This is a genomic window from Mogibacterium kristiansenii, from assembly GCF_029224645.1.
In the GTDB taxonomy this organism is placed as follows: Bacteria; Bacillota; Clostridia; order Peptostreptococcales; family Anaerovoracaceae; genus Mogibacterium_A; species Mogibacterium_A kristiansenii.
The window spans coordinates 23,805-45,928 of the sequence record NZ_JAQXUZ010000020.1; the positions used below are offsets into that span (position 1 = coordinate 23,805).

At 50.6% G+C, this 22,124-nt stretch carries 21 protein-coding genes; 6 read left to right on the forward strand and 15 right to left on the reverse strand.

The annotated features are described in order from the left end of the window. Positions 1–474 carry a complex I 24 kDa subunit family protein gene (locus tag PUE40_RS05625; RefSeq protein WP_277672154.1) on the reverse strand — a complete coding sequence of 158 codons (474 nt, stop codon included), beginning with the start codon at positions 472–474 and terminating at the stop codon, positions 1–3. Between the two features lie 419 nt (positions 475–893). Between PUE40_RS05625 and PUE40_RS05630 the strand changes: the two genes are divergently transcribed. After that, positions 894–1,262 (forward strand): desulfoferrodoxin family protein, encoded by a 369-nt coding sequence (locus PUE40_RS05630; RefSeq protein WP_154554362.1) that lies wholly within the window; start codon positions 894–896, stop codon positions 1,260–1,262. Positions 1,263–1,322: 60 nt separating this feature from the next. Here the strand turns inward: PUE40_RS05630 and PUE40_RS05635 are convergent, their stop codons facing one another. Beyond that, positions 1,323–2,252, reverse strand: coding sequence for a DMT family transporter (locus tag PUE40_RS05635; protein ID WP_277672155.1), 930 nt, complete (start codon positions 2,250–2,252; stop codon positions 1,323–1,325). A 243-nt stretch (positions 2,253–2,495) separates the two neighbouring features. Between PUE40_RS05635 and PUE40_RS05640 the strand changes: the two genes are divergently transcribed. Genes PUE40_RS05640 through folK form a run of 5 tightly spaced genes read left to right on the forward strand, consistent with a single transcriptional unit; the run spans position 2,496 to position 6,458 of the window. Beyond that, a complete protein-coding gene (locus PUE40_RS05640; RefSeq protein ID WP_277672156.1) occupies positions 2,496–3,764 on the forward strand; it encodes a bifunctional folylpolyglutamate synthase/dihydrofolate synthase in 1,269 nt (422 codons plus the stop codon). A gap of 42 nt (positions 3,765–3,806) precedes the next feature. Next, positions 3,807–4,364 carry a GTP cyclohydrolase I FolE gene (gene folE, locus PUE40_RS05645; protein WP_277672157.1) on the forward strand — a complete coding sequence of 186 codons (558 nt, stop codon included), beginning with the start codon at positions 3,807–3,809 and terminating at the stop codon, positions 4,362–4,364. Positions 4,365–4,373: 9 nt separating this feature from the next. Further along, the gene (locus PUE40_RS05650; RefSeq protein ID WP_277672158.1) at positions 4,374–4,844 is read left to right on the forward strand and encodes an HD domain-containing protein; all 471 of its coding nucleotides are present in this window, start codon (positions 4,374–4,376) and stop codon (positions 4,842–4,844) included. After that, positions 4,841–5,650 carry a dihydropteroate synthase gene (gene folP / locus PUE40_RS05655; RefSeq protein ID WP_277672159.1) on the forward strand — a complete coding sequence of 270 codons (810 nt, stop codon included), beginning with the start codon at positions 4,841–4,843 and terminating at the stop codon, positions 5,648–5,650. Before PUE40_RS05650 ends, folP begins: the two co-directional genes overlap by 4 nt. Before the next feature lies 1 nt (position 5,651). Then, positions 5,652–6,458: a 2-amino-4-hydroxy-6-hydroxymethyldihydropteridine diphosphokinase gene (gene folK / locus PUE40_RS05660; protein ID WP_277672160.1), complete on the forward strand. Its 807-nt coding sequence runs from the start codon at positions 5,652–5,654 to the stop codon at positions 6,456–6,458. 95 nt (positions 6,459–6,553) lie between these two features. Here folK and PUE40_RS05665 read toward each other — a convergent pair whose 3' ends face one another. The 13 genes from PUE40_RS05665 to rplI form a co-directional block, all read right to left on the reverse strand. Beyond that, a complete protein-coding gene (locus PUE40_RS05665; RefSeq protein WP_330636973.1) occupies positions 6,554–7,600 on the reverse strand; it encodes a Fic family protein in 1,047 nt (348 codons plus the stop codon). Between the two features lie 11 nt (positions 7,601–7,611). After that, complete coding sequence (locus tag PUE40_RS05670; protein WP_154554369.1) at positions 7,612–8,547, reverse strand: PHP domain-containing protein; 936 nt, start codon at positions 8,545–8,547, stop codon at positions 7,612–7,614. Between the two features lie 96 nt (positions 8,548–8,643). Continuing rightward, on the reverse strand, positions 8,644–9,717 hold the full coding sequence (locus PUE40_RS05675) for a D-alanine--D-alanine ligase family protein (RefSeq protein WP_277672161.1): 1,074 nt from the start codon (positions 9,715–9,717) through the stop codon (positions 8,644–8,646). Next, positions 9,714–11,738 carry a peptide chain release factor N(5)-glutamine methyltransferase gene (prmC, locus tag PUE40_RS05680; RefSeq protein ID WP_277672162.1) on the reverse strand — a complete coding sequence of 675 codons (2,025 nt, stop codon included), beginning with the start codon at positions 11,736–11,738 and terminating at the stop codon, positions 9,714–9,716. The genes PUE40_RS05675 and prmC overlap by 4 nt, the downstream gene beginning before the upstream one ends. Before the next feature lie 34 nt (positions 11,739–11,772). Continuing rightward, positions 11,773–12,990: a transcription termination factor Rho gene (gene rho, locus PUE40_RS05685; protein ID WP_154554372.1), complete on the reverse strand. Its 1,218-nt coding sequence runs from the start codon at positions 12,988–12,990 to the stop codon at positions 11,773–11,775. 20 nt (positions 12,991–13,010) lie between these two features. Beyond that, positions 13,011–15,131 carry an LTA synthase family protein gene (locus PUE40_RS05690; protein ID WP_277672163.1) on the reverse strand — a complete coding sequence of 707 codons (2,121 nt, stop codon included), beginning with the start codon at positions 15,129–15,131 and terminating at the stop codon, positions 13,011–13,013. Beyond that, entirely contained in the window at positions 15,132–15,995 is an 864-nt protein-coding gene (gene rsmA / locus PUE40_RS05695; RefSeq protein WP_277672164.1) for a 16S rRNA (adenine(1518)-N(6)/adenine(1519)-N(6))-dimethyltransferase RsmA, read from the reverse strand. Further along, a complete protein-coding gene (gene rnmV / locus PUE40_RS05700) occupies positions 15,988–16,545 on the reverse strand; it encodes a ribonuclease M5 (protein WP_154554375.1) in 558 nt (185 codons plus the stop codon). The genes rsmA and rnmV overlap by 8 nt, the downstream gene beginning before the upstream one ends. A gap of 1 nt (position 16,546) precedes the next feature. Then, positions 16,547–16,966: an FtsB family cell division protein gene (locus PUE40_RS05705; RefSeq protein ID WP_154554376.1), complete on the reverse strand. Its 420-nt coding sequence runs from the start codon at positions 16,964–16,966 to the stop codon at positions 16,547–16,549. Positions 16,967–16,981: 15 nt separating this feature from the next. Continuing rightward, positions 16,982–18,865 (reverse strand): peptidoglycan DD-metalloendopeptidase family protein, encoded by a 1,884-nt coding sequence (locus PUE40_RS05710; protein ID WP_277672165.1) that lies wholly within the window; start codon positions 18,863–18,865, stop codon positions 16,982–16,984. Then, positions 18,841–20,223: a DnaD domain protein gene (locus tag PUE40_RS05715; RefSeq protein WP_154554378.1), complete on the reverse strand. Its 1,383-nt coding sequence runs from the start codon at positions 20,221–20,223 to the stop codon at positions 18,841–18,843. The genes PUE40_RS05710 and PUE40_RS05715 overlap by 25 nt, the downstream gene beginning before the upstream one ends. Before the next feature lie 31 nt (positions 20,224–20,254). Then, positions 20,255–21,619 (reverse strand): replicative DNA helicase, encoded by a 1,365-nt coding sequence (dnaB, locus tag PUE40_RS05720; protein WP_154554379.1) that lies wholly within the window; start codon positions 21,617–21,619, stop codon positions 20,255–20,257. 55 nt (positions 21,620–21,674) lie between these two features. Further along, positions 21,675–22,121 (reverse strand): 50S ribosomal protein L9, encoded by a 447-nt coding sequence (rplI, locus tag PUE40_RS05725; protein WP_154554380.1) that lies wholly within the window; start codon positions 22,119–22,121, stop codon positions 21,675–21,677. Positions 22,122–22,124: the final 3 nt, after the last annotated feature.

The following is a 22,124-nucleotide window of genomic DNA, read 5'->3' on the forward strand; positions in this document are numbered from 1 at the left end:
CTATTCACCTCTCAGTTCTTCCAGCAGATCTATTGCTTTCTCCGGCGACATCTTCGGGTGCACTTCATCGTTCACGGTAATCGCCGGCGCCAGTCCGCAAGCGCCCAGGCAGGAAACCGTTTCTACGGTGAAAAGCATATCGTCCGAAGTATGTTTGTGCTCGTTCAGTCCCAGTTCTTTGTTCAGCGCATTCAGAATCGGAATGGACTTCCGCACGTGACAGGCGGTCCCGTCACAGACCTTGATGACGTACTTTCCTTTTGGCTCAAAAGAAAAATTCTCGTAGAAGCTGGCCACACTGAACGCCTTGGCTTCGGTAATTCCAATCTCCTTCGCCACGTAAGTCAACAGCTCCGGCGGAAGATACCGATATTCTTCTTGAATATCCTGAATAATCGGAATCAATGAGCGTTCTTCTCTTGTATGCTTGGCGATGATTTCATCTGTCTTCTCATAATATTGTGCGTCTAACATACCCTTTCCTCCTTTGTTGTTTTGCACAGATTTTATGTTTGATTACATGTTATTTTTATGACATTATACCACGCAGCTTTACATTTTATTATATTTTATGTGTACTTTTAAAGTATCTAATTAAATACAGCATAATTTTTTGTGCAAGACAGGCGATAAAAACAGGCGCCGGCGCGGAAAGTCCGGGCCCTGTTGGCGTGGCGTGACGAAGGTCAAAGGCTTTGCGGGGAGGCCCACGCCAACATGGGCGACCACGCGCCGAGAAAATCGCCGGGCCCAAAAGCGAATAATCTAATTTCTCCAAAGAAGAGAAATACTTCCCAAAAAGTGGTATTATATAAGAACCATATGCCCCATTGGCACATGGTTCTGCAAATGCATCGGTAACGATGAGAAATTAATCAAAGGAGGTAAAGCAAATGAAATTCTTAGTATGTGAACACTGCGGCAATTTGATCGGCATGATTCGAGACAGCGGCGTTCCGATGGTATGCTGCGGACAGAAGATGACGGAACTGGTTCCCGGAACTTCGGACGGTGCAGCGGAAAAGCACGTGCCTTCCTATGTGGTTGATGGAAACAAGGTAAAGGTAACCGTCGGATCGGTGGAACATCCAATGGTGGAAAATCACTATATTGAATGGATTGCCGTGGAGACGGAGAAAGGGGCTCAGCGGAAGACCCTTCAACCGGGTGACAAGCCGGCGCTGGAATTCGCGCTGACGGAGGATGATTCCGTTGTTGCGGTATACGCGTACTGCAACCTGCACGGACTTTGGAAAGCATAATGCAAAGATAATGAAAGAGCCCTGGGCAAATCGCCCGGGGCTCTTTCATTGTTATCCGATCTAAAAATAACTGATCAATGCCGTGCCCACGATCATGACCGCCAGTCCGATGATTTTGCGCGGGGTCACCGGCTTCTTGGGAATTCCCAGGAATCCGGTGGCGTCAATCACCACGCCGGCCAATGTCTGTCCCAGAATATTGAGAATCGTCGCCAATCCGGTACCCATGAGCAGCTGCAGGATGACGTTTCCGCCCACAATGGTAAAAGAACACAGTCCGCCGGTCCACATCCACCAATGGCCCTTGATTTTCGGGAGGGTCGGGTCGATGATGCTGCCCGGTCCTTTGGTCAGTCGGAGGAAAAGAATCACTGCCAGTGCCCCCAGCAATCCCATAATCATGGAGATGATGGTGGCCCGAAAGCTGAGTCCGGCCACAATACCCAATCGTCCGTTCACCGCAATCTGCACCGAGCAAGCGACGCCCGCGATAAAATCCAGGAATCGGTAGAAGTTGATGCCCTTGGCTTTCTCCGGTGCGTCCGATTTGATGTTTCCGGAAACCGCCACCACGCTGGCAAAAACAAGTACCGCCCCCACCGCTCTCAGGAGGGTCATGGGGATTACCGCGGATTCAAACACGCCGAAATGGTCGATGTACAGTCCGGACACAATCTGTCCCAGCACAAGAAAAACCACGGTTTCCACGCTTCCCAGCTTTGGCAGGCACAGAATGCTGAAGATGACGATGATGTCTCCGCAGATTCCGCCCGTCCAGATCCACCACGGCTCTTTGGCAATGGTCCCCAGCGGAATGCACAGATTGCCCTGAAGCACCAGCAGTACGCAGCCGGTAAGAATCATTGCCAATATGAATGTCGTACAGCTCGGCAGGAGCGGCGAGCGCAGGCGCTGGCTGAGCTTCGTGTTCAGACTTGTCATGATGGGCTGGGCGCAGCCCACCACGATGCCTAGAATAAAACCAATCATTACCTATAATGTCCTCTCTTTTTGTTTCTTCCTTTGAAGTCTACCAAGGGCGTTTTCGCTTTGCAAGGATATTTTTTCATCGGTTTTCAAACCATCACATTTTCTCATTTGTTTCCTCGTTTATGTTTAAATTCCAATGGTTCTATGATATCATTTTAAAGGTTATGGTTTTTGAAATGAGCCCCGTTTTTCAAGTATTTGGGGCTCTCAAAAAGACAGATATGCACAGCGAGGAGTGGAAAAGTGAATTACACCGAAGCCAGGGAATACCTGAATAACGTGTCCGCGTCCGGGATTATCCTGGGCCTGGACTCCATACGAGCGCTCATGGAAGAGCTGGATAACCCGCAGGACGATCTTCGAATTGTCCACATTGCGGGCACCAACGGAAAGGGCTCCATCCTTTCCTACACAAAGAACATCCTCATGGATGCGGGATACCGAGTGGGCTGCTACAGCTCCCCTTCCGTCTTCGGCTATCTGGAACGCTTTCAGATTGACGGCGAATGGATGGCTGAATCGGAATTTCCGGAACTTGTGCAGAAGGTAAAGGATGCGGCGGACCGAATGACGGCCAAAGGTCTGAACCATCCTACCGTTTTCGAACTGGAGACCGCCATCGCCTTTGAATATTTCAAGGAACGAAACTGCGACTACGTGATGCTGGAAACCGGCATGGGCGGTGACCTGGATTCCACCAACGTCATTAAGAGCCCGCTGGTGTGCGCTTTTGCGTCCATCAGCATGGATCACATCGGCATCCTGGGAAACACCCTTCGGGAGATCGCCACCTGCAAGAGCGGCATCATCAAGCCGGGCGCTGCCGTGGTGACCGGTCCTCAGAATCCGGAGGTCATGGAAGTCCTGAAGGCGGCGGCTGAGTCCATGGACTGCCGTATCACCCACACCGAGGACTGCACCCGGAAGGAACATTCGCGGGAGGGTCAAACCTTCTTATATAAAGGAAGAGAATATTTCATTCACCTCCTGGGTCGGCATCAGCTCCGGAATGCGGCGGCAGCCATTGAGGTTGCTTCTGCCCTTCAACGAACCGGCGCGGCCGTTACGGAAGAGAACATTCGAAACGGTCTTGCGAAAACCCGCTGGCCGGGACGCCTGGAGATCATCCGAAAGGACTCCAAAATCTGGATTCTGGACGGCGCTCACAACGCAGCGGCGGCGGAATGCCTGGCGGAAACGCTCCGGGAATGCTGGCCGGACACGAAGTTCACCGCCGTTACCGGTGTTTTTAGGGATAAGGAGTATTCGAAAATCGCCGCAATTCTCAGCGGCGTGCTGCACCATGCGATCTGCATCGATTTGCCGGAGGTTGGCCGCAGCCTTCCGAAGGAGGAACTGGCTGCAGTGTACGAGAAGGTCGGTGTGAAATCGGACGTATCGGATTCCATCGAGACTGCCATAAAAGAAGCGACAGGCGACGCGGTACTGGTGACCGGCTCGCTCTCCCTGCTTCGGTCGGCCAAGGATGGGATTGAGAAATTTTATTTTTAGATAATTATTGCGAAAACTGTGAATAAAGAGAGGAGCACGGAAGTGGATACAGAAAAAATTAAAAAAGCGGTTGTTATGCTACTCGAAGGAATCGGGGAGGACCCCGATCGGGAGGGGCTGTTGGAGACGCCGGATCGAATTGCGAAGATGTACGAGGAGATTTGCGGCGGAATGACGGTGGATGCCAAGGAGCATCTGTCGAAGGTTTTCACAGTTGACAGCGATGAGATGGTGGTGGAGAGAGATATTCATTTCTATTCCATGTGCGAGCATCACATGCTGCCCTTCTTCGGAAAGGTGCACATCGCCTACATTCCGAAGGGCGAGGTTGTGGGGCTGTCCAAACTGGCCAGAACCGTGGAGGTCTATGCCAGAAGGCTGCAGCTGCAGGAGCGCATGACGGCGCAGATTGCGGATGCGATTATGGATTGTCTGAATCCGGCGGGCGTGATGGTGGTGTGCGAGGCGGAGCACCTGTGCATGACCATGCGGGGCGTGAAGAAGCCGGGTACGAAGACGGTGAACGTGGTCACTCGCGGCGTGTTCTCCGGAAACGACAGCCTGCAGAACAGTTTTTTCAACTTGCTGAGCATCCGCTAGGACGAAGATATGGACGAAAGATATAACCGAATTGTGCAAAACGAAGAATTCAATCGGCTGCTGGACGAGATTGAGGCGCTGGAGGCGGACCGCATTTACTGCCGGCACGGGCTAGAGCACCTGCTGGATGTAGCGCGGATTTCCTACATTCAGGTGTTGGAAGACGGACTGGATTATGACAAAAACATCCTCTATGCCGCCGCGCTCCTCCACGATATCGGAAGAGCCGCCGAGTATCGAGACGCCGGATCCCACGATGAGGCCGGTGCGGTGATTGCGGAAGGAATTCTTCGAGACTGCGGATATGCGGAATCGGAAATTCAGATGATTCAGGAGGCCATTCGGGGACACGGAGAAGAAGGGGGCTCGGGACTGGCTGCCCTGCTCCATCGTTCGGACAAAGCCTCCCGAATGTGTTTTCGATGCAAGGCCGCAGATACGTGCAAATGGAAAGTTAAGAACGAAGGGATAGAAAAATGATTATCGGCAACAAAGAATTTGATCTTACGAACAGAACTTATGTGATGGGAATCCTCAACGTGACACCGGATTCCTTCTCCGACGGCGGCTGCTGGAACAATTTGGACAGGGCCCTCGCCCATGCGGAAAAAATGAAAGAGGAAGGTGCCGCCATCATCGACGTAGGCGGCGAGTCCACCCGACCGGGATACACTCAGATTAGCGATGAAGAGGAAATCGAACGAGTGATTCCGGTGATTGAGGCTCTGAAAAAGGAAATTGACCTTCCGATTTCTATCGATACCTACAAAAGCACCGTGGCAGATGCGGCTCTTTCCGCCGGTGCCGACCTGGTAAACGATATCTGGGGTTTCCTGTACGACGAAAAGATTGCTGCGGTGACCGCGAAATACGATGCGGCTTGCTGCCTCTCCCACAACCGAGAGATTCCGGTATACGAGAATCTGGTTTCGGATGTGATCGGCGACCTGACCAAGAGTGCTCAGATTGCACTGCAGGCCGGCGTTCGGAAGGATGCCATCATCCTGGATCCGGGCGTGGGTTTTGCAAAGAGCTATGAAGAGAACCTCACCATCCTGAAGCATCTGGATGAGTTCACCCGGCTGGAGTATCCGATCCTGCTGGGCACCTCCAGAAAATCCGTCATCGGTCTGACGCTGGATCTGCCGAAGGATCAGCGGGAGGAAGGAACGCTGGTGACCACGGTTCTCGCCACACAGACTCACTGCGGTTTCGTCCGGGTACACGATGTGGAAAAGAATGTAAGAGCCATCAAGATGATGGAAGCGATTAACGGGGTAAAATAAAATGCACAGACAAGATACTATTCGAATTGAAGGACTGGAAATTTTCGCAAATCACGGGGTGCTCCCAGAGGAGAACGTGCTGGGACAGAAGTTCCTTGTTTCCTGCGAGATGGAGGTGGACATCCGGCCGGCCGGTCTTTCCGACCGCATCGAGGATTCCGTCAACTACGCGGAAGTCTCCCAGCGGATTAAGCAGGTCATGACCGAGAATACTTTTAACCTGATTGAAGCCTGCGCCGAGCAAGTTGCCGAAGCCGTGCTGGAAATGGATGAACGCATCCGCGGCGTGTGGATTGAAATCAGCAAACCCTGGGCGCCGGTGGGCCTGCCCCTCCGCACCGTTGCGGTGAGCTGCGAACGCAGACGCCACGAGGTGTTCGTCGCGCTGGGTTCCAACCTGGGCGACTCCCGGGCGCTGATTGAAGAGGCGGTGACCAAAATGGATGCCACGGACGGCATTCAGGTGGAAGCGGTTTCTACCTTGATCGAGACGGAACCGTACGGCGTAACGGACCAGCCGTCCTTCTTGAACGGCGCCGCTCGAATCACCACCCTGCTCACCCCACACGAACTTCTGGATGAGCTTCACCGCATCGAGGCGGAAGCCGGTCGGGAGCGAATCATTCATTGGGGCCCGAGAACTCTGGATCTGGACATCATCTTCTACGATGACCTGGTGATGTCCGACGACGATCTGTGCATCCCCCACGTGGACATGCACAACCGCTCCTTTGTCATCGAACCCATGAAGGAGCTGGCTCCGTATAAGATGCATCCGGTGCTGAAGAAGCGGATGGTGGAGCTGTAACCGGAATTTGGGATTCTTCACTTTTTCTGTTTCTGAATCTCCATCAATATAAAAATATCTCCATCATTTTATTCATAAATGATGGAGATATTTTATTAAATGCGGACATAGCCGGTAGATGGACCTGCACCAACTTTTGCGATATAACCACTCTTAACCAGGTTAGTCAAAGTCCTTTCCACGGTAACTTTGCTTATATCAGGACAAAGCTCCATGATTTCTTTCTTTGTAATCTTGCCAACCTTGTTATCAATAACTGCTTTAATTCTATCAGGCTTAGAAATACTGCGATTCTTTAAATGCTCTACACGGCTTTCAAATTCATTGTATGCTTTCAGCATGATGCCCAGATAGTACTTAACAAAAGGCTCATAGTTGTTTTCACCCTCATGCCAGCCGTTAGAACTTGCTTGAAGGGCTTCATAATATGTTTCTTTAGTCTTTTCAATCAGCATTTCCATACTGACATATTTCCCAACGATGTATCCCGCCTTGTAGAAAAGCAGCAAAGTGAGCAGCCGGCTCATTCTACCATTTCCGTCATTGAAAGGATGGATGCACAAAAAGTCCAGAATAAACATGGGAATCAGGACCAGTTTATCAATGCGGTCAGCTTCCCACGCTTTAAGGAAGCGATTGCAAAGTTCTTCCATCGCTTCAGCAGTCTGAAATGCGGGAACCGGAATAAAACGTACTTTCTGATGGCCATCGGCATCTGTTTCTGCAATTATATTATCGGAGTTCTTATAACTTCCACCGGCAGTCCCCTGTGAATAGGAGTACAAATCTCGATGTAACTGCAAAATAATATTCGGTCTTGGATTGATATATTCATAGCCTTCGTGAATTGTGGAAAGCACTTCACGATAACCGGCAATTTCCTGCTCGGATCGGTTGCGAGGTTCTGTCTTTTGGCTTACCAATTCTTCCAAACGCTTATCACTTGTAAAAATACCTTCGATTCGGTTAGATGCTCCCGTACTCTGAATCAACGCAACCTCTAAGAGCGTTTTCAGTTCATCTACATTGGCTTCGAGAAATAATTCCTGTTTGCCTTTATGTTCATGAATGCTGCTAATCATCTGAACAATTTCAGGTGTCAGCAACTTCGCAGGACTTGCAATATAATCAAAATCTCTCATAGGAATCTCCTTCATTTCAGCTTTATCTCCATCATTTTATCCTCAAATGATGGAGATTTCAACAAGTTGACCTGAATCCGATCCATGGTCTCCCCCAGGTTTCCATGGCCATAGCCCATATGGTGATTCGGCTTATTCTTGCCGTGGTAATCCGAACCGCCGGTGCGAATCAAACGGTACTTTTCAGACAGCGCTTCCAGGTACCGAGTATCCGCCGGTCGATTTTCCGTGTAGTAAGTCTCTACCCCCTGCAGGCCATCCTCTGCGAACCGGCGAATCATTTTCTCCAATTCCGTATGGTTCAGGAAACGATACCGCACCGGGTGGGCCAGCACCGGAATGCCGCCGGCATTCCGAATCAACTGTATGCACTCCTTCGCCGGAGCCTTTTCCCGATTGACGTAGCAGGGTTCTCCCGGATTCAGAAAACGGTCGAAAGCATCCCGGATGGATTTGGCATACCGGTGCCGAACCAACCACCGAGCAATGTGAGGCCTGCCCACCGCCTCGTTTTCCCGCGTGCTCAGTTCCTCTTCCGGGATTGAAATTCCCATGTCTCGGAATTTTCCCAGAATTCGCCGGTTCCGGCGCTGCCGCTCGCCTCGGTAATATTCCAGTCCCGACTGTAAGTCGCTGTTCTCCGAATCCACATTGTAGCCCAGGATGTGAATCTCATGTCCTTGGTAATCCGATGAAATCTCCACACCGGGAATAATTCGGACGTTTTCGAATAGCCGTGCTGCCTTTTCTAATGCCGGAATACCCGCCAGCGTGTCGTGATCCGTCAGGGCCATAATGTATTCTTGTGGTTCTTCCGAAATCCACCCCTCTGCCAGGGCCAGGACCGTTTCCGCCCTGGCAACCTCAATCAGCTTTTCCGGCGGCGTCGTTCCGTCGGAAGCCGTGGAATGCATGTGCAAATCCACAAATCTTCTATTTATTCCCATCTTCCATCCCCCACTCTATTCCATGCAAATAATATACCTATGTAAAAGCACGCAGCGCCGCGTCGGACAACTGCGGGTTTGCGTGCTCTTTTTTTATTAGTTCCACTGATGTTCTTCCAAAGCCAGCTGAATCAATTCCTCCAGCAGCTGCGGTGCCGGTTTGCCCATGGCTGCCCAGAGCTGCGGATACATGCTGATATTGGTGAACCCCGGAAGGGTGTTGATCTCGTTGAACACGATTCTTCCGTCGGTGCTGTAGAAGAAATCGCAGCGGGACAGCCCTCTGCAGTCCAAAGCTTTGAAAATTTCCACCGCATAGTTTCGAACCTGATTCAGGGTTTCCTCCGGAAGGTCATCGATGACCCGTGTCCGGGATTCCGGATTGTTGTATTTCGCATCGTAATCGTAGAATTCGTCGGCGGACAGGATCTCTCCCACGCAGGAAGCCTGCGGTTCCTCATTCCCCAAAAGGGCCACCTCGATTTCTCGGCCGGCAATCATTTCTTCCACCAGAACCTTGTCGTCATAGAGGAACGCATCTTCGATGGCCGGACGAAGGTCTTCCGCCTTCTTCACCTTGTGGGCACCCACAGAAGATCCGGCAGAAGAAGGTTTCACGAAAAGCGGGAAGTTTCCGTCATCCACCGCCAGAGCCCGAGCAATCTGTTCCTCCGGGTTTTTGTCGTATTCGTATTTCTTAAGAACACAATACTTGGCCATATCTACACCGGTCACCGCCGCCAGCTTCTTGGTCACGGATTTATCCATGGCATTGGCCGAAGCGCGAACTCCCGGTCCGCAGTACGGAATCTCCGCCAGTTCGAACAAGCCCTGAATATCTCCGTCCTCGCCGTGGTCTCCGTGAAGCACCGGGATGATACAGTCGATTCGATGGAGCTCTGCGTGATCGGCCTCGTCGAAAATCAGGAAACCATGGGCTACCGGGTCCGCCGGAATGACCGCCTGACGGTTATCTGCTCTTTTTTCCCAGTCCCCATTAGCGATTTCTTTATGGGAGGCCTTGGTTGCATACCAGCGTCCCGCCTTGGTAATTCCCACCACAAGTACATCGTGGCCGTTCTCCTCCAAAGCGGTCAGCACATTGACCGCCGAGTTTCTGGACACTTCATGCTCATCGGATTTTCCCCCAAAGATAACTGCTAGATTCATTCTCGTCCCTTCCTTTCCGCTATTACAATTCGATCCAAATGATTCAAATCCTGCAGCACCACTGCCGCGCTGTAATTTTCATTTTCTTCCAATAATTGACGAACCGCCTCGCCCTGATCGCAGCCGATTTCCATCATCAGGTATCCACCGTCCGCCAGATGCTTCTCCGCATTTTCCGCCAGGATGCGGTAGAACGTTAATCCGTCCGCTCCGCCGTCCAGCGCCAGTCTCGGTTCGTGATCCTTCACTTCCGTGGACAAAGTCTCGATGACATCGCTTTCAATGTACGGCGGATTGCTGAGAATCATATCGAAGCGCTTCTGCTCCGGAATCGCTTCAAACATATCTCCCTGCAGGAAAATACACCGAGAGAACACGTCGTTAATCTGCGCATTTCCCATTGCCGTACTCAGCGCCTTCGGGCTCACATCCGTCATCGTCACTTCCGCATCCGGAAATTCGTGAGCCATGGTCACGCCGATGGCACCGCTTCCGGTGCACATATCCAGAATAAAAGGATTCTCCCATTCCTTCGCCTTCAGAATTCCGATAGCCTGATCCACCAGCACCTCGGTATCCAGTCTCGGAATCAGTACATTCGGATTCACACGGAACATCAGCCCCATAAATTCCTGCACGCCGGTGATATACTGCAGCGGGGTTCCGCTGAGCCGCATCTCGATGCGCCGCTCGTACTCCTTCCGGTCATCCTCTCGCAGCACCTCTTTCTTCCGCAGAATCAGATCCGTCCGGGTATATCCCAGAATGTACTGCAAAATCTCCTGCGCCTCGTCGGCCCCGTTCTCCACCATAGAGAGACAGCTCTTGCCCCAGTGCAGCAGGTTCCCCAGCGTGGCGTCGTTCGAATCATACCGGATTCCGGGAACGTAGGTCTCGTTGTCTTCTTCTTTTTTCGGAATTTCGTCGGTTTCGGAGGAAACAGTTTTACTTTCCATAAAATCAGCATCCGTCTCGGCCGCCGTTTCCGGCTCATCTGACCCGTTCGATTCTTCCGGTTCCTCGTTTTCCTTCACAATCAGTTTGGCATCCGTATCCACCACACCGTCGATTACCGGCGCATCGGAATCCACCAATACCGCCTTAAGCGCAACGATAGCGATTTCCAGCTGGTGGTCCGTCGGATCCTTCGTGGTGAGCTTCTGCATCATCAAACCCGGGTAGCTCAGTACCCGAACTATAACGTTGTCGTTCTTTCCCGCCAGTCGCAACACCTCGTAGCTCAGTCCCGCAATGACCGGAATCAACAGTATTCGGGACGTGACGCGCATCCACACATTGGGCCACCCCAAGAACGAGAACAACAGCAGACTGATAATCATGACGAAAATCAGAAAACTGGTTCCGCAGCGAGGATGCAGTGTGTAGAACTTCTGAGCGTTGGCCGGCGTCAGTTCCAGGCCGTTCTCGAAGCAGTGGATGGTTTTGTGTTCCGCCCCGTGGTATTGAAACAAGGTCTGGATGTCCTTCATCCGCGATATTAAATAGATGTACAGAACGAACAATACGATTCGGAAAATTCCCTCGCACAGGTTCAGCACTATGCTGTTGGAAATCCACTTCCCCAGCCAGTTAATGGCAATGGTGGGAAAGATGACGAAAATGCCGATGGAGAGTACCAGCGCAAAAAGCACCGAAAGGAACAGCATCGCATTCCATGCCGCCTTCTCGCCGAATCGGCTGTTGATCTTCTGTTCCAGCGCCGAAGGTTCTCCCCAATCCTCTTCCGGGAAGTTCTCTTCCAGAATATCCGCCGATTCCATCAGGGTACCCATTCCCGTAAACAGGGAATCCGCGAAGGAAATTATGCCTCGGAGAATCGGAATTTTCCGAAGCTTTCCCGCCGGTTTCAGCTTCCTTGTCCGCAGATAGATTTCATCTCCGGGAAGCCGCATGGCAATCGCCGTGCGATCTGCCCCCCGCATCATAACGCCTTCCATAATCGCCTGCCCTCCGATGGATGTGGGGCAGGCTTCTTTAATGAATATCTTCTTGTAGTCCAATTGTTATGCTTCTCTTTCCGTTTTCTTGAAAAATTTAGCGGTACAGTTTACGGGTAATCAGCTCCACAAAGTCGTGATTGTTCTTCGTGTGGGTCATATCGTCGATGATATCTTCCGTAATCTCCGCCACACTGCCGTTGGACATCTCTCGGCGAATCATATACATGGCGGTGAATTCTTCCGGTGTCAGCAGCAGATCCTCTCGCCGTGTTCCGGATTTATACAGGTCGATGGCCGGGAAAATTCTTCGTTCACTCAGCTTTCGATCCAGGTGAAGTTCCATGTTGCCGGTGCCCTTGAACTCCTCGTAGATAACATCGTCCATTCGGCTTCCCGTTTCCACCAGTGCGGTCGCTAGGATGGTGATGCTTCCGCCCTCTTTGATGTTTCGAGCCGCACCGAAAAATTTCTTCGGCGGATGCAGCGCTCCCGGATCCAGTCCTCCGGAAAGTGTCCTTCCGGAGGACGGTACTTCCATGTTATAAGCTCTTGCCAACCGAGTGATGCTGTCCAACAGAATCACCACATCCTGACCTTCCTCCGCCAAGCGTTTCGCTCTCTGGATGACCATCTCCGCCACCTTGATGTGATGGGCCGGCAGCTCGTCGAAGGTGGAATAGATAACCTCGGAACGCTCCAGAGATTCCTTCATATCCGTTACTTCCTCCGGTCGTTCATCCACCAGAAGCACAATTTGCTCCAACTTCGGATATTTCTTTTCGATGGTCTGGGCAATCTTCTTCAGGAGCACGGTTTTTCCCGCCTTTGGCTGGGCTACAATCAGTGCTCTCTGCCCTTTTCCGATCGGTGCCACCAGATCGATAATCCGGGTGGAAATCTCAATACTGGAATCCTCAAGCGAAATCCGCTCGTTCGGGAATATCGGTGTCAGCTGATCGAAGTGCGGACGCCGTCTGGTGTTCACCGGACGATTTCCGTTTACCGTCAGCACGTACAGCAGGGCGCCGTTTCTCTCCCCTTCGTTCGGCAGGCGGGTAATTCCCCGAATCTTATCTCCGGTCCGAAGGCCGAAACGCCGAATTTGGGTAGGAGACACGTAGATGTCCTTTTCCGAGGACAGGAAATTGTTGAACCGAAGGAAGCCGAAGCCTCCTTCTGCAATTTCCAGAATTCCCTCCATCTCCGGCCGTTCTTCCGGACTGTAGGTTTTCTCTCCCGCATCATGACTTTCGCTTTTCTCTGCGGATGTCTTCTGCATAATTTCTTTTTCTTCCGTATTGTTTTCTTTCATGATAATCCTTTTATTAAAAACTATAACTCTTCCTGGGAGGTGATGGTGGACAGAATGGTGTCGTCCTTCTTGTCTGTCTGGCTCACTTCCAGCTTATCCACATCTTCCGGATCGATCTTCTCCTGAAGACCCAGCAAGGTCGAGCTCAAATAGATGGTGCTCAACGTCTCGCCATCCATGCTGATCTTGCTTCGCTCCGTGAAGTTCTTTCCTTTGATGTAATAATCGTCGCCGATTTTTACAATCTTATCGATCTCGATATCCTTGTATCCCATGCGCATCTTGGTCTGCTTGTACGGATTCTTCCCGCCGAAGACGTAATCCTTTCCATACAGCATGTCGTACGCCAGCGTTTTCTGATCGCTCAGATAGCTGGACGACTTCTGAGAATTGCTCTGCTGATAATCGAAGAGCACACCACGGTGAGACAGACCCGCATCTTTAAGGAGCTGGGCCCCGGCCTGGTACGAGTAGAGCTTTCGATCATTCTCCGACAGACCGATGTTATCCCAGATTACATACCGGGTCTGGTACAGGTTGCCGTCTGCATAATCCGCGCTCTTCACATCCAGTGCCGGAATGTGGTCGCCGTAGATCAGTACGATGGTCGGTTCGCCGCTTTTCCGGATTTTGCTCAGAAGATCTCCGATAAAAGTATCCATCTGATGCGTTTCGTTTACGTAATATTCGTACTTCCATTTGGTTTCTTCGTTGTCCGCCGTTACCGTGGTATAGGGATCCTTAAATACCTGCTCCGTCGGGTAACTGCCGTGTCCCTGCACGGAAATGATGTGCATAAAAGAAGGATTTTTCGTATTGGTCAGGATGTCCATGATGTCACCGGTCATGGTTTTATCCTGTGCCCATCCGGTCGGCGTCAGCTCGATATTGTTCATGTATTCCGCCGAGGTAAAGCTGTCAAAACCCAGGTTCGCATATACTTCGTTTCGGTTGTAGAACAGCGCCCGATGATCGTGCATCGCATAAGTGGAGTATCCACTGTTCTTCAACACGTAGGCCATGCTTTCCAGGGTTTTCTCTCGAAGCTTTCCCTTGTACGGATACTCTCCCGGACCAAAGAACTTCGCACTGATTCCCGTCAGCACCTCGAACTCCGTATTTGCGGTACCTGCACCGCAAGCCGGCACTTCAAACCAACCGGAAGTGTAGTCTTTCATTAATTTTGTGAAATTCGGTGTCGGATCGTTGGACACCTTAATATTGTGGAAATCCTGGGCATAGGCGAAGGACTCCATCTGAAGCACGATGATGTTCGGCTTGGTGTTATCCGTCTCCTTCTTCGTCGGCGTGGTATCCGTTCCGTTCTTCGTCTTTTTCAAAATCTTCTGAATGGAACTCTTGGAATAATCCGCCGGCTTGGAAATGCCTTTGTTGATGGACGTGTTGATAAAGCAATACGGGAATCCGTAGTCAGTGTACGCATAGTTCAAGTTACCGAAGAAGGTGGACAGCGTGCCCAGCCGGATTAGGCCAACGGTACTTCCCATCGCAGCGGCCACGGAAATCAGAACCACTGCGAAACTTCTTTTGTAGTTCACATTGTCCCACCGGTAGCTGCTGATGTAATACAATACGATAATAGCGCCGCCGATGATCAGCGCCGCGGCACCGAGAACAATCTGCAATTTCGAATAGTAGGTAGTGAGCAGTGTCAGTCCATCGCCCAGATTCTGCAAGTCGTACAGGGTAAAAGGAGTCATTCGTTTAATCAGAATGCATCCGTTCACTGTTCCCAAGGTGCCCCATACAATCATGATGAGGAGCGTGACGAACCCACGCTTCCGGAACAGAAGCGTCAGCGTCAGCGTGGCAAAAATAATCAACCAGTTGTACAGGAACACCACTGGCTGCTTCCAAAGCATCATCACGCCGTTGAAAATTCCGTCGGTGGCTCTGGCGAAAGTCTCGATGTACAGGTACATCAGAAAGGACATCGCCGCCAACCGAAGGATGTAGCGCTTCTCATGGAGATCCGCATCGTGGAATCTCGGCTTTTTCTTCGGAAATTTCTCCCGGAACTTTTTCTGAATCTTTTCCTTCACCGAAATCAGCTTGGAAAGAATCTTTCCCGGATTCTTTTTTTCTTTACGATTTTTCTTGAACAATTTTTTCTTAATCAACTATCTCTGCCTCCAAATTGCATCGGATAATTCGGAAAATTCCTCCATGGTCAGACTCTCCGCCCGGCGCTTTGAATCAATTCCGCATTCCTTCAGTGCCTGCTGAATTTCGTCCTTCCCAAAATGATAGGATGCATCCAACGAATTCAATGCCGCCAAAGAATTTAACAGTGTTTTTCGGCGCATCATGAAACCTGCTTTGATGCACTGAAAAAAGAATTTTTCGCTGACCGGAGTGACCGGCGGTTCCTTCCGAAAGTTCAAGCGCAGAACGGCGGAATCCACTTTCGGTGCCGGGTCGAAACAGTTCCGATCGGCGTCACAAATTTTATCTACGGTACACCGATATTGAACGCCATAGGTGATGGCACCGGTGTTCTTGGTTCCCGGTTCTGCAATCAATCGATCCGCCACTTCCTTCTGCATCATGATGGTGATGTTCTCAAATGAAATTCCGGATTCCAGCAGCTTCATGATAATCGGAGTGGTAATGTAGTACGGCAGGTTTCCCACCACCTGTACCTTGGAGACATTGAACTTCTCCTTTCCGCTCCGAACCAGTTCCTCCAGGTCGATTTCCAGAATGTCCCCGTGAACGATTTCCACCCGGTCGTTCAATGCAAATCGGGTTCTCAAATACGGAATCAATCGGTCATCCAGTTCTACTGCAATCAGCGCGCCGGCATAATTCATCAATTCGTCGGTCAGCACGCCTTGGCCCGGTCCGATTTCGATAACCAGGGTATCCTCATCTGCCAGACTTCCAATGGCGATGTCCTCTACCACTCCGTGGTCCGTCAGAAAATTCTGTCCCAGCTTCTTGGAATGATGAAATCCTGTACTTTTCTTCTTACTCTTACTCAACTCTGCCCTCTTTATTCAGCGCTTCCAACAGCGCAGCTCGGTCAATACCGAAAGCATTGACCTTCTTCAGAAATGTCTTGCTGTTTCCATAGCCGATTCCGAGAACCGCTGCCGCCTTCTCCCGGCGAGCGGCGGAACCTTCACAACCCGATAAACCCAGCTGCTCCAATTCCTCCATGGTAATCGGATCCGCGGGTCCCTTCGCCGTTCCGGAATGCACCTTCAGCAGGGCCCGGATGATGGCTTCCGGGGAGGCGTTTTCCACCCCGATGTCACCGTCTCGAGTTGCTTCCTCCAGTGGCAGATAAGCCTGCTTCGCTTCCGGAAAACGGGCGGTAATCTTCCGCCGAATCTCCTCGCCGGAGAAATCCGGATCCGTAAATACGATAATCCCCTTCTCCCGATACGCCTTCTCCATCAGCGTCCAGGTTTCTTGCCGAATCCCGAACCCATGGGTTTTTATAATCAATGCATCCACTGCTTTCAGCAGAGCAATCTCATCGTCTCTTCCTTCTACTACTATGGCTTCGTCTATCGCTATCTTCTTCATTCTATTCCTTATCTTCATCCGGGAAGGTAAAAATAATCTCACCGGGATTCACCAGCCGAAGCTGTTCCCGGGCTCTCTTCTCAATATATTCCCGGCTATTCACATTTTTCAATTCTTTTTTTAAGTCATCCCGCTTTTCCGAAAGCTTCAAGTTCTGTTCCTTTAATCGCTTATTCTCGGACTGAAGCCTAGTGATGTTCCGTACAGAAGCAAACAGGCCGATTGCAATAACAATCACCAGAACCAAAACCACTTTGTTCGGTTTCCGTCGCCGCTTCTTTCCGGAGGCCATCGCTTTACGACGATTGGCCCGCTTCTGCGCTTTCTTCTGTTTCTTTCGGGCAGCCACCCGATCCTTTCGCGTCCGATTCAATTCTTCCACGGAAGGGTCGAGGAACTCCTCGTATGGGTTTCTTTCCATTCAGAAAACACCTCTCTACTCGTTATTCAGCTGATTTCCCTTATTGCTGCCGTACAGATACGGGTATGGATCCACGTATCCACCGCCGTGTGGATGGATCTCGAAGTGCAGGTGCGGTCCGGTACTGTTTCCGGTATTTCCTACCAGTGCAATCTTCTGACCTTGGGCAACCTTATCGCCCACTTTACACTTCACGGCACTGCAGTGTCCGTATCGGGTGAAGGTGCCATTATTGTGAGTCACCTCTACGCACAATCCGTAGCCCGCAAAGTAGCTTGCCCGGGTGACGGTTCCTCCATCGGAAGCGTAGATTGGCGTTCCGATCGGCATACCGAAGTCCAGTCCGCCGTGGATTCTTCCCCACCTGGATCCGAAGTAGGAAGTAATGACCTCATTCTTCACCGGAATAATATAATGCCCGGTCGGATACCACTTCGGCTTGTCGTTGGTACCCACCAGAACCACCCTGTCTACGGATTTCTTGAGTACTTCCTTATCTCGAATATCTCTCTTTACTTCCTTACCGTTCTGATATACCACGGTACCGGTGATAATCTGTCTTCCGTTCACACCCTTCTGAGTGACTTCTCGGTCTCCCCGGTACATTTCTTTCGTCTTCTTTTCGATGGTCTTGTATTTGATGACCTCTGACATGGTGCCGTCTTCCGTCATCTCTACGGTAATCGGTTCCACCTTTCGGTCGATTTCGATTTTATCTCCCGATTCCGGTGTTCGAATAGTGGCCGTAACGGCAGACAGTGCGGTGGCCACATCTATTTTTTTTCCCTTGCTGACGTTCTTATCACCCTTTTCCGTCGTGTCCGCTTCTTCCTCTTCTCGGTTGGAATCGCTCTGACCGATGACCCGAATTTCTTGACTGTCTGCACTGTAGATTTCCTGCAGCTTCGCGGTATCCTCGTCTTCCATCACGATATGCTGCAAGGACATCTTTCCGCCGTTTTCCAGAATGTCCTCCGCTTCATTTCGAGTCATCACGCTGGTGAGCATGACGTTCACCGGCTTCACCTCTACGTGATGCTTAAATCCGATTTTCTGAAGCTGCATTCCTTTATCCGGCGTCCGGTAGTAATTTACCACGTCATCCAGCACCTTGTCGGCAACGCTCTTGGATTCCACCACAGCCAGCAGGCGGTCTTTTTCATAGATTCCATAACCCACCACGTCAATTTCCGTCATATAGGTGAGCTTGTTCAGCGCCTGGTCGGCGGTATCGATATCCTTCTTGGAGCTGGACACCTTCTTAAAGGTAATATTCTGTCCCACCTTGAAACGAATCTTTGCATCGTTTACCTTGGACAGTTTCTCCCCGGCGATATTCAAAATATTGTACACCTGCTCCTGGTCATCGACGTATCCAAGAATTCTTCCGTTATAGGAATATTGATAGGATGTTTCATGGTCAAAAACAAGAAGCATAAAGCAAATGATGACGATAGTGCCGAAGAATGCGGTAAGCATTCCGGTCGCGTTGTGTTTATAGCGGATCCGGGCGTCATTCATCTCATAAACCAAGCTGTACTTCATGGCAGCAAAAAAACGATCCACGGAAGCCTGAATGCGGTCATGGGTGGAAATCACATCCGCGGCTTCATCCACGATGATTTTTCCCAGAGTGATTTTTCCTTCTTTTGCTGCTTTCTTTGCCGCCTTTTTCTTTCTCTTCTCCGCAGCCTTTGCCTCCGCTTCCGCCGCTTTCTTCGCTTTCTTCGCTTTCGCTTCCGCCTTTTTTCTGGCAGCCACTTCTCTCTTCGCGTTCTTTTCTTCTTTCTTCTTTTCCTTTGAGGATTTTTCTTCCTCCATATTCTCCTCCGGATTCACCGTTTCCGGCATTCGGTTATTCTCATTCATGTTGTCTATCGGTTTTTTTTCAAATTCCATTCATATGCCTCTTCAATCCGCTGTCTCTTGCAGGAGCAAAACTGTCCGTCATCGGTAATCCCGGTATCCCTGCACTTCTCGCACCGATACTTCTTCTCCAGATAGTCTTCCGGATATCCGCTTTGAAGAAGCAATTCCCGCTTCTTCTTTTCCAGTTTATTCCGTTTCTCCATCTGAATCTTTTTCTTTTCTTTTATATTTGATCCGAACTCAAAGGTCATCATGGCCTTATTCAGCTCGCTTTCCAGTTTCAAAATATCGGCCATCTGCGGAATTTTCCGGGCTTCATCCAGATGCTCCTGATACTCCAGCTCGGATTGGTTTCGAATATAATCGTAATAGGCGCCCAGGACTCTCCGACTGACCGTCTTCTGATAGCTGTCCCCTTTTTCGCTGTTGTTTGCGGAAGCCCTTGAGGATTTCTTTGTGTCGATTCCCCCCGCTTCCTTCATCTTGTTTTCCAAAACGCGATTCACATAGCGCAGGGATGGTTCCCGCATTCCTGCAGTGGTCCGACAAGCATCCAGAATTTCGCTCATCTTAAAGCCCCAGCTATCCAGCCAGGTATCCATCATCTCCCGATCGGCCGGACTCGGGGTTCGCTTGAAGCCTACCTCTCGGAAAATTCGGTGGTATTCGGAAGTTCTTTTACTCTCGCTGTCCAGCAGAGCCTTTACTTGAGCGATATCGTGACATCCCTCTTCCGTCCAGCGGATTGCCACCTTAGAAATATAGTCCACGCTGTACTTATCCAGCTCGCTGCAGTATTGAATCGCATAGGAATAGACATCCGGTGTCACCCCGTAAATATTGATGGTATCCCGGATTTTGTTCGCTTCCTGCGTGGAAATCGGCGTTCCTTTCGCCTCCTCCAGATTGGTGTACAATGCCCGGATTTCCAGGTCTTCCAGCCGCGCTACCTCTTCCGCCATGAGTTGTTCCGGCGTCTTGCTGACCGATGCTTCCGGTGCGTCCTGTGGCGCTGCTTCCGGAGATACCGATGCCGTCTTTGCCGGCTTCGCCTCTTCCATCGGCGTTCCGAATATCTCTTCAATTTGGCTGATAAAATCAATTCGATAGGACCGGGTTTCCGGGTCGTATACCTGCTGCACTGCGCCTTTATCTTCCCAGTACGCCCACGCCTTTTCGATATCCTCCACCGGCATATTCAGCACGTTGGAAGTTACTTTTATATCTTCCGCACCGCCAAAGCCCGCATTCATCAGTCCAAAGAGGTATACCTTCACGTATTCTCCCGGAGCTGCCGGAAGCAGTTCGCTGATGAACAAGTTCTCCACGCTGGTGCTGAACAGCAGCGGATTTCGAGTGTTAATTTTTTTGAATCTTATCTTCGCCATTGTACTCCTGTTATGTGTTGATATTGTAATCCTACAGTATGCTTCTTTCTAAATTTCCGAACTTGGTATACTTTCCAATCCATGCCAGCTCCACGACGCCCGTGGATCCGCTTCTGTGTTTTGCCACGTGAACTTCGCAGGTATTGCTCTGCCGGCTCAGATCCACTTCATCGTCGTCCTCCGCATAGTAATCCTCACGCTTTAGGAAAATGACGATATCCGCATCCTGCTCGATGGATCCGGATTCTCTCAAGTCGGAAAGCTGCGGTTTGTGATTCGGTCTTTTTTCAATGTCTCGAGATAACTGAGACAGCAGAATCACCGCGCAATCCAGTTCCTTCGCCAGAATCTTAATCTGACGGGTGATTGCACTGATTTCGTTCACACGGTCGCCGGACTTGAATCCCTGCTGGCTCATAAGCTGCAGGTAGTCGATGACAATCAGGTCCAGTCCCGCTTCCGCCTTCCGTCGGCGGCATTTATTCTTAATTTCCAATACCGAAATATCTGAGGTATCGTCGATAACGATCTTACAATTTTCGAAGCTGTCCTGAGCTTCGCTGAGGCTCATCCATTCGTCCTGGGTCAGGTTTCCTCTCTTCAGGTGCTCCATCTCTACAGAAGCGGCTGTTGCGAACATACGCTCGCCCAGCTGTTCCTTAGACATTTCCATGCTAAATATAATGACGGATGCACCATCCGCTGCCGCATTTCCGGCCAGGTTCAGCGCAAACGCCGTCTTTCCCATACCCGGACGGGCTGCCAGAATGATCAGGTCCGTCTTGTGGAGACCGCCCAGCAACTTATCCAAATCCGTGAAACCGGTAGTGATTCCCGGGAGCTGTCCCTTATTTCGTTCCAACTCTTGAATCTGCTTGATATTTTCTACCAGCACCTCATTGATGTCCGTGTAATTTCTCTTCTGGGTTTTGTGGGCGATTTCGAAAATTCGCTGCTCTGCATGATCCAAAATAATATCTGCAGAGTTCTGCCCGTCATATGCCTGCGCCCGCATCTCGTCTGCTTCTTTTATCAGCTGTCGCATGTTGGACTTTGCCAATACGGTTTCCGCATAGTACTTTGCATTTCCCGGGACGATTGCGTTATCCGACAGACGGCTCAGATACACCATTCCTCCCACGAAGTCCGCCGTGTGCCGGCTTCGCAGCTGGGAGTACGTGGTGTTTAAATCGATATTAACATTTTTTCGACACAAATCCTGGAACGCCTTGTAGATTTCCTGATGTTCCCGAAGGTAGAAATCCTCGGCGCGAAGCCGATCTGTCACGTCCATCACCGCATCTTCCGATTGAAGCATGGATCCCAGGACGGCTTTTTCCGCCTCTATATCCTGGGGCGGTTCCAGACTGGTGGTTATCTCCCTTTCTTCTGCCATTTCTCGTCTCTTCTATCCTTTATATACAGTTCCGCGATTACAGTTCCGCAATTTCTTATTCTTCGGAAATAACGACCTTAACGGTTGCGGATACTTCCGGATACAGCTTCACCTCTACGGTGTGCTCGCCAATTTCCTTAATCGGCTTGGAAAGAACGATTTTTTTCTTGTCAATCTTATTTCCAACCTGCTTCTGAATTGCGTCGGCGATGTCCATGGAAGTGATGGATCCGAACAGCTTTCCGTTATCTCCTACGCGGGTTTTAATGGTTACCGTCTTGGATTCCAGCTTCTTTGCCGTTGCTTCTGCCGCAGCCTTCTCTTCCGCATTCTTCTTCTCAATGAAGGCCTTCTGCTTCTCCGCACTCTTTACGTTCTGATTGGTTGCCGGAACTGCCAGACCTGCCGGAATCAACCGGTTGTTGGCAAAACCGTCACTTACTTTTACAATATCTCCGGCCTTTCCGGTACCCTTTACGTTTTTCTTAAGAATTACTAACATGTC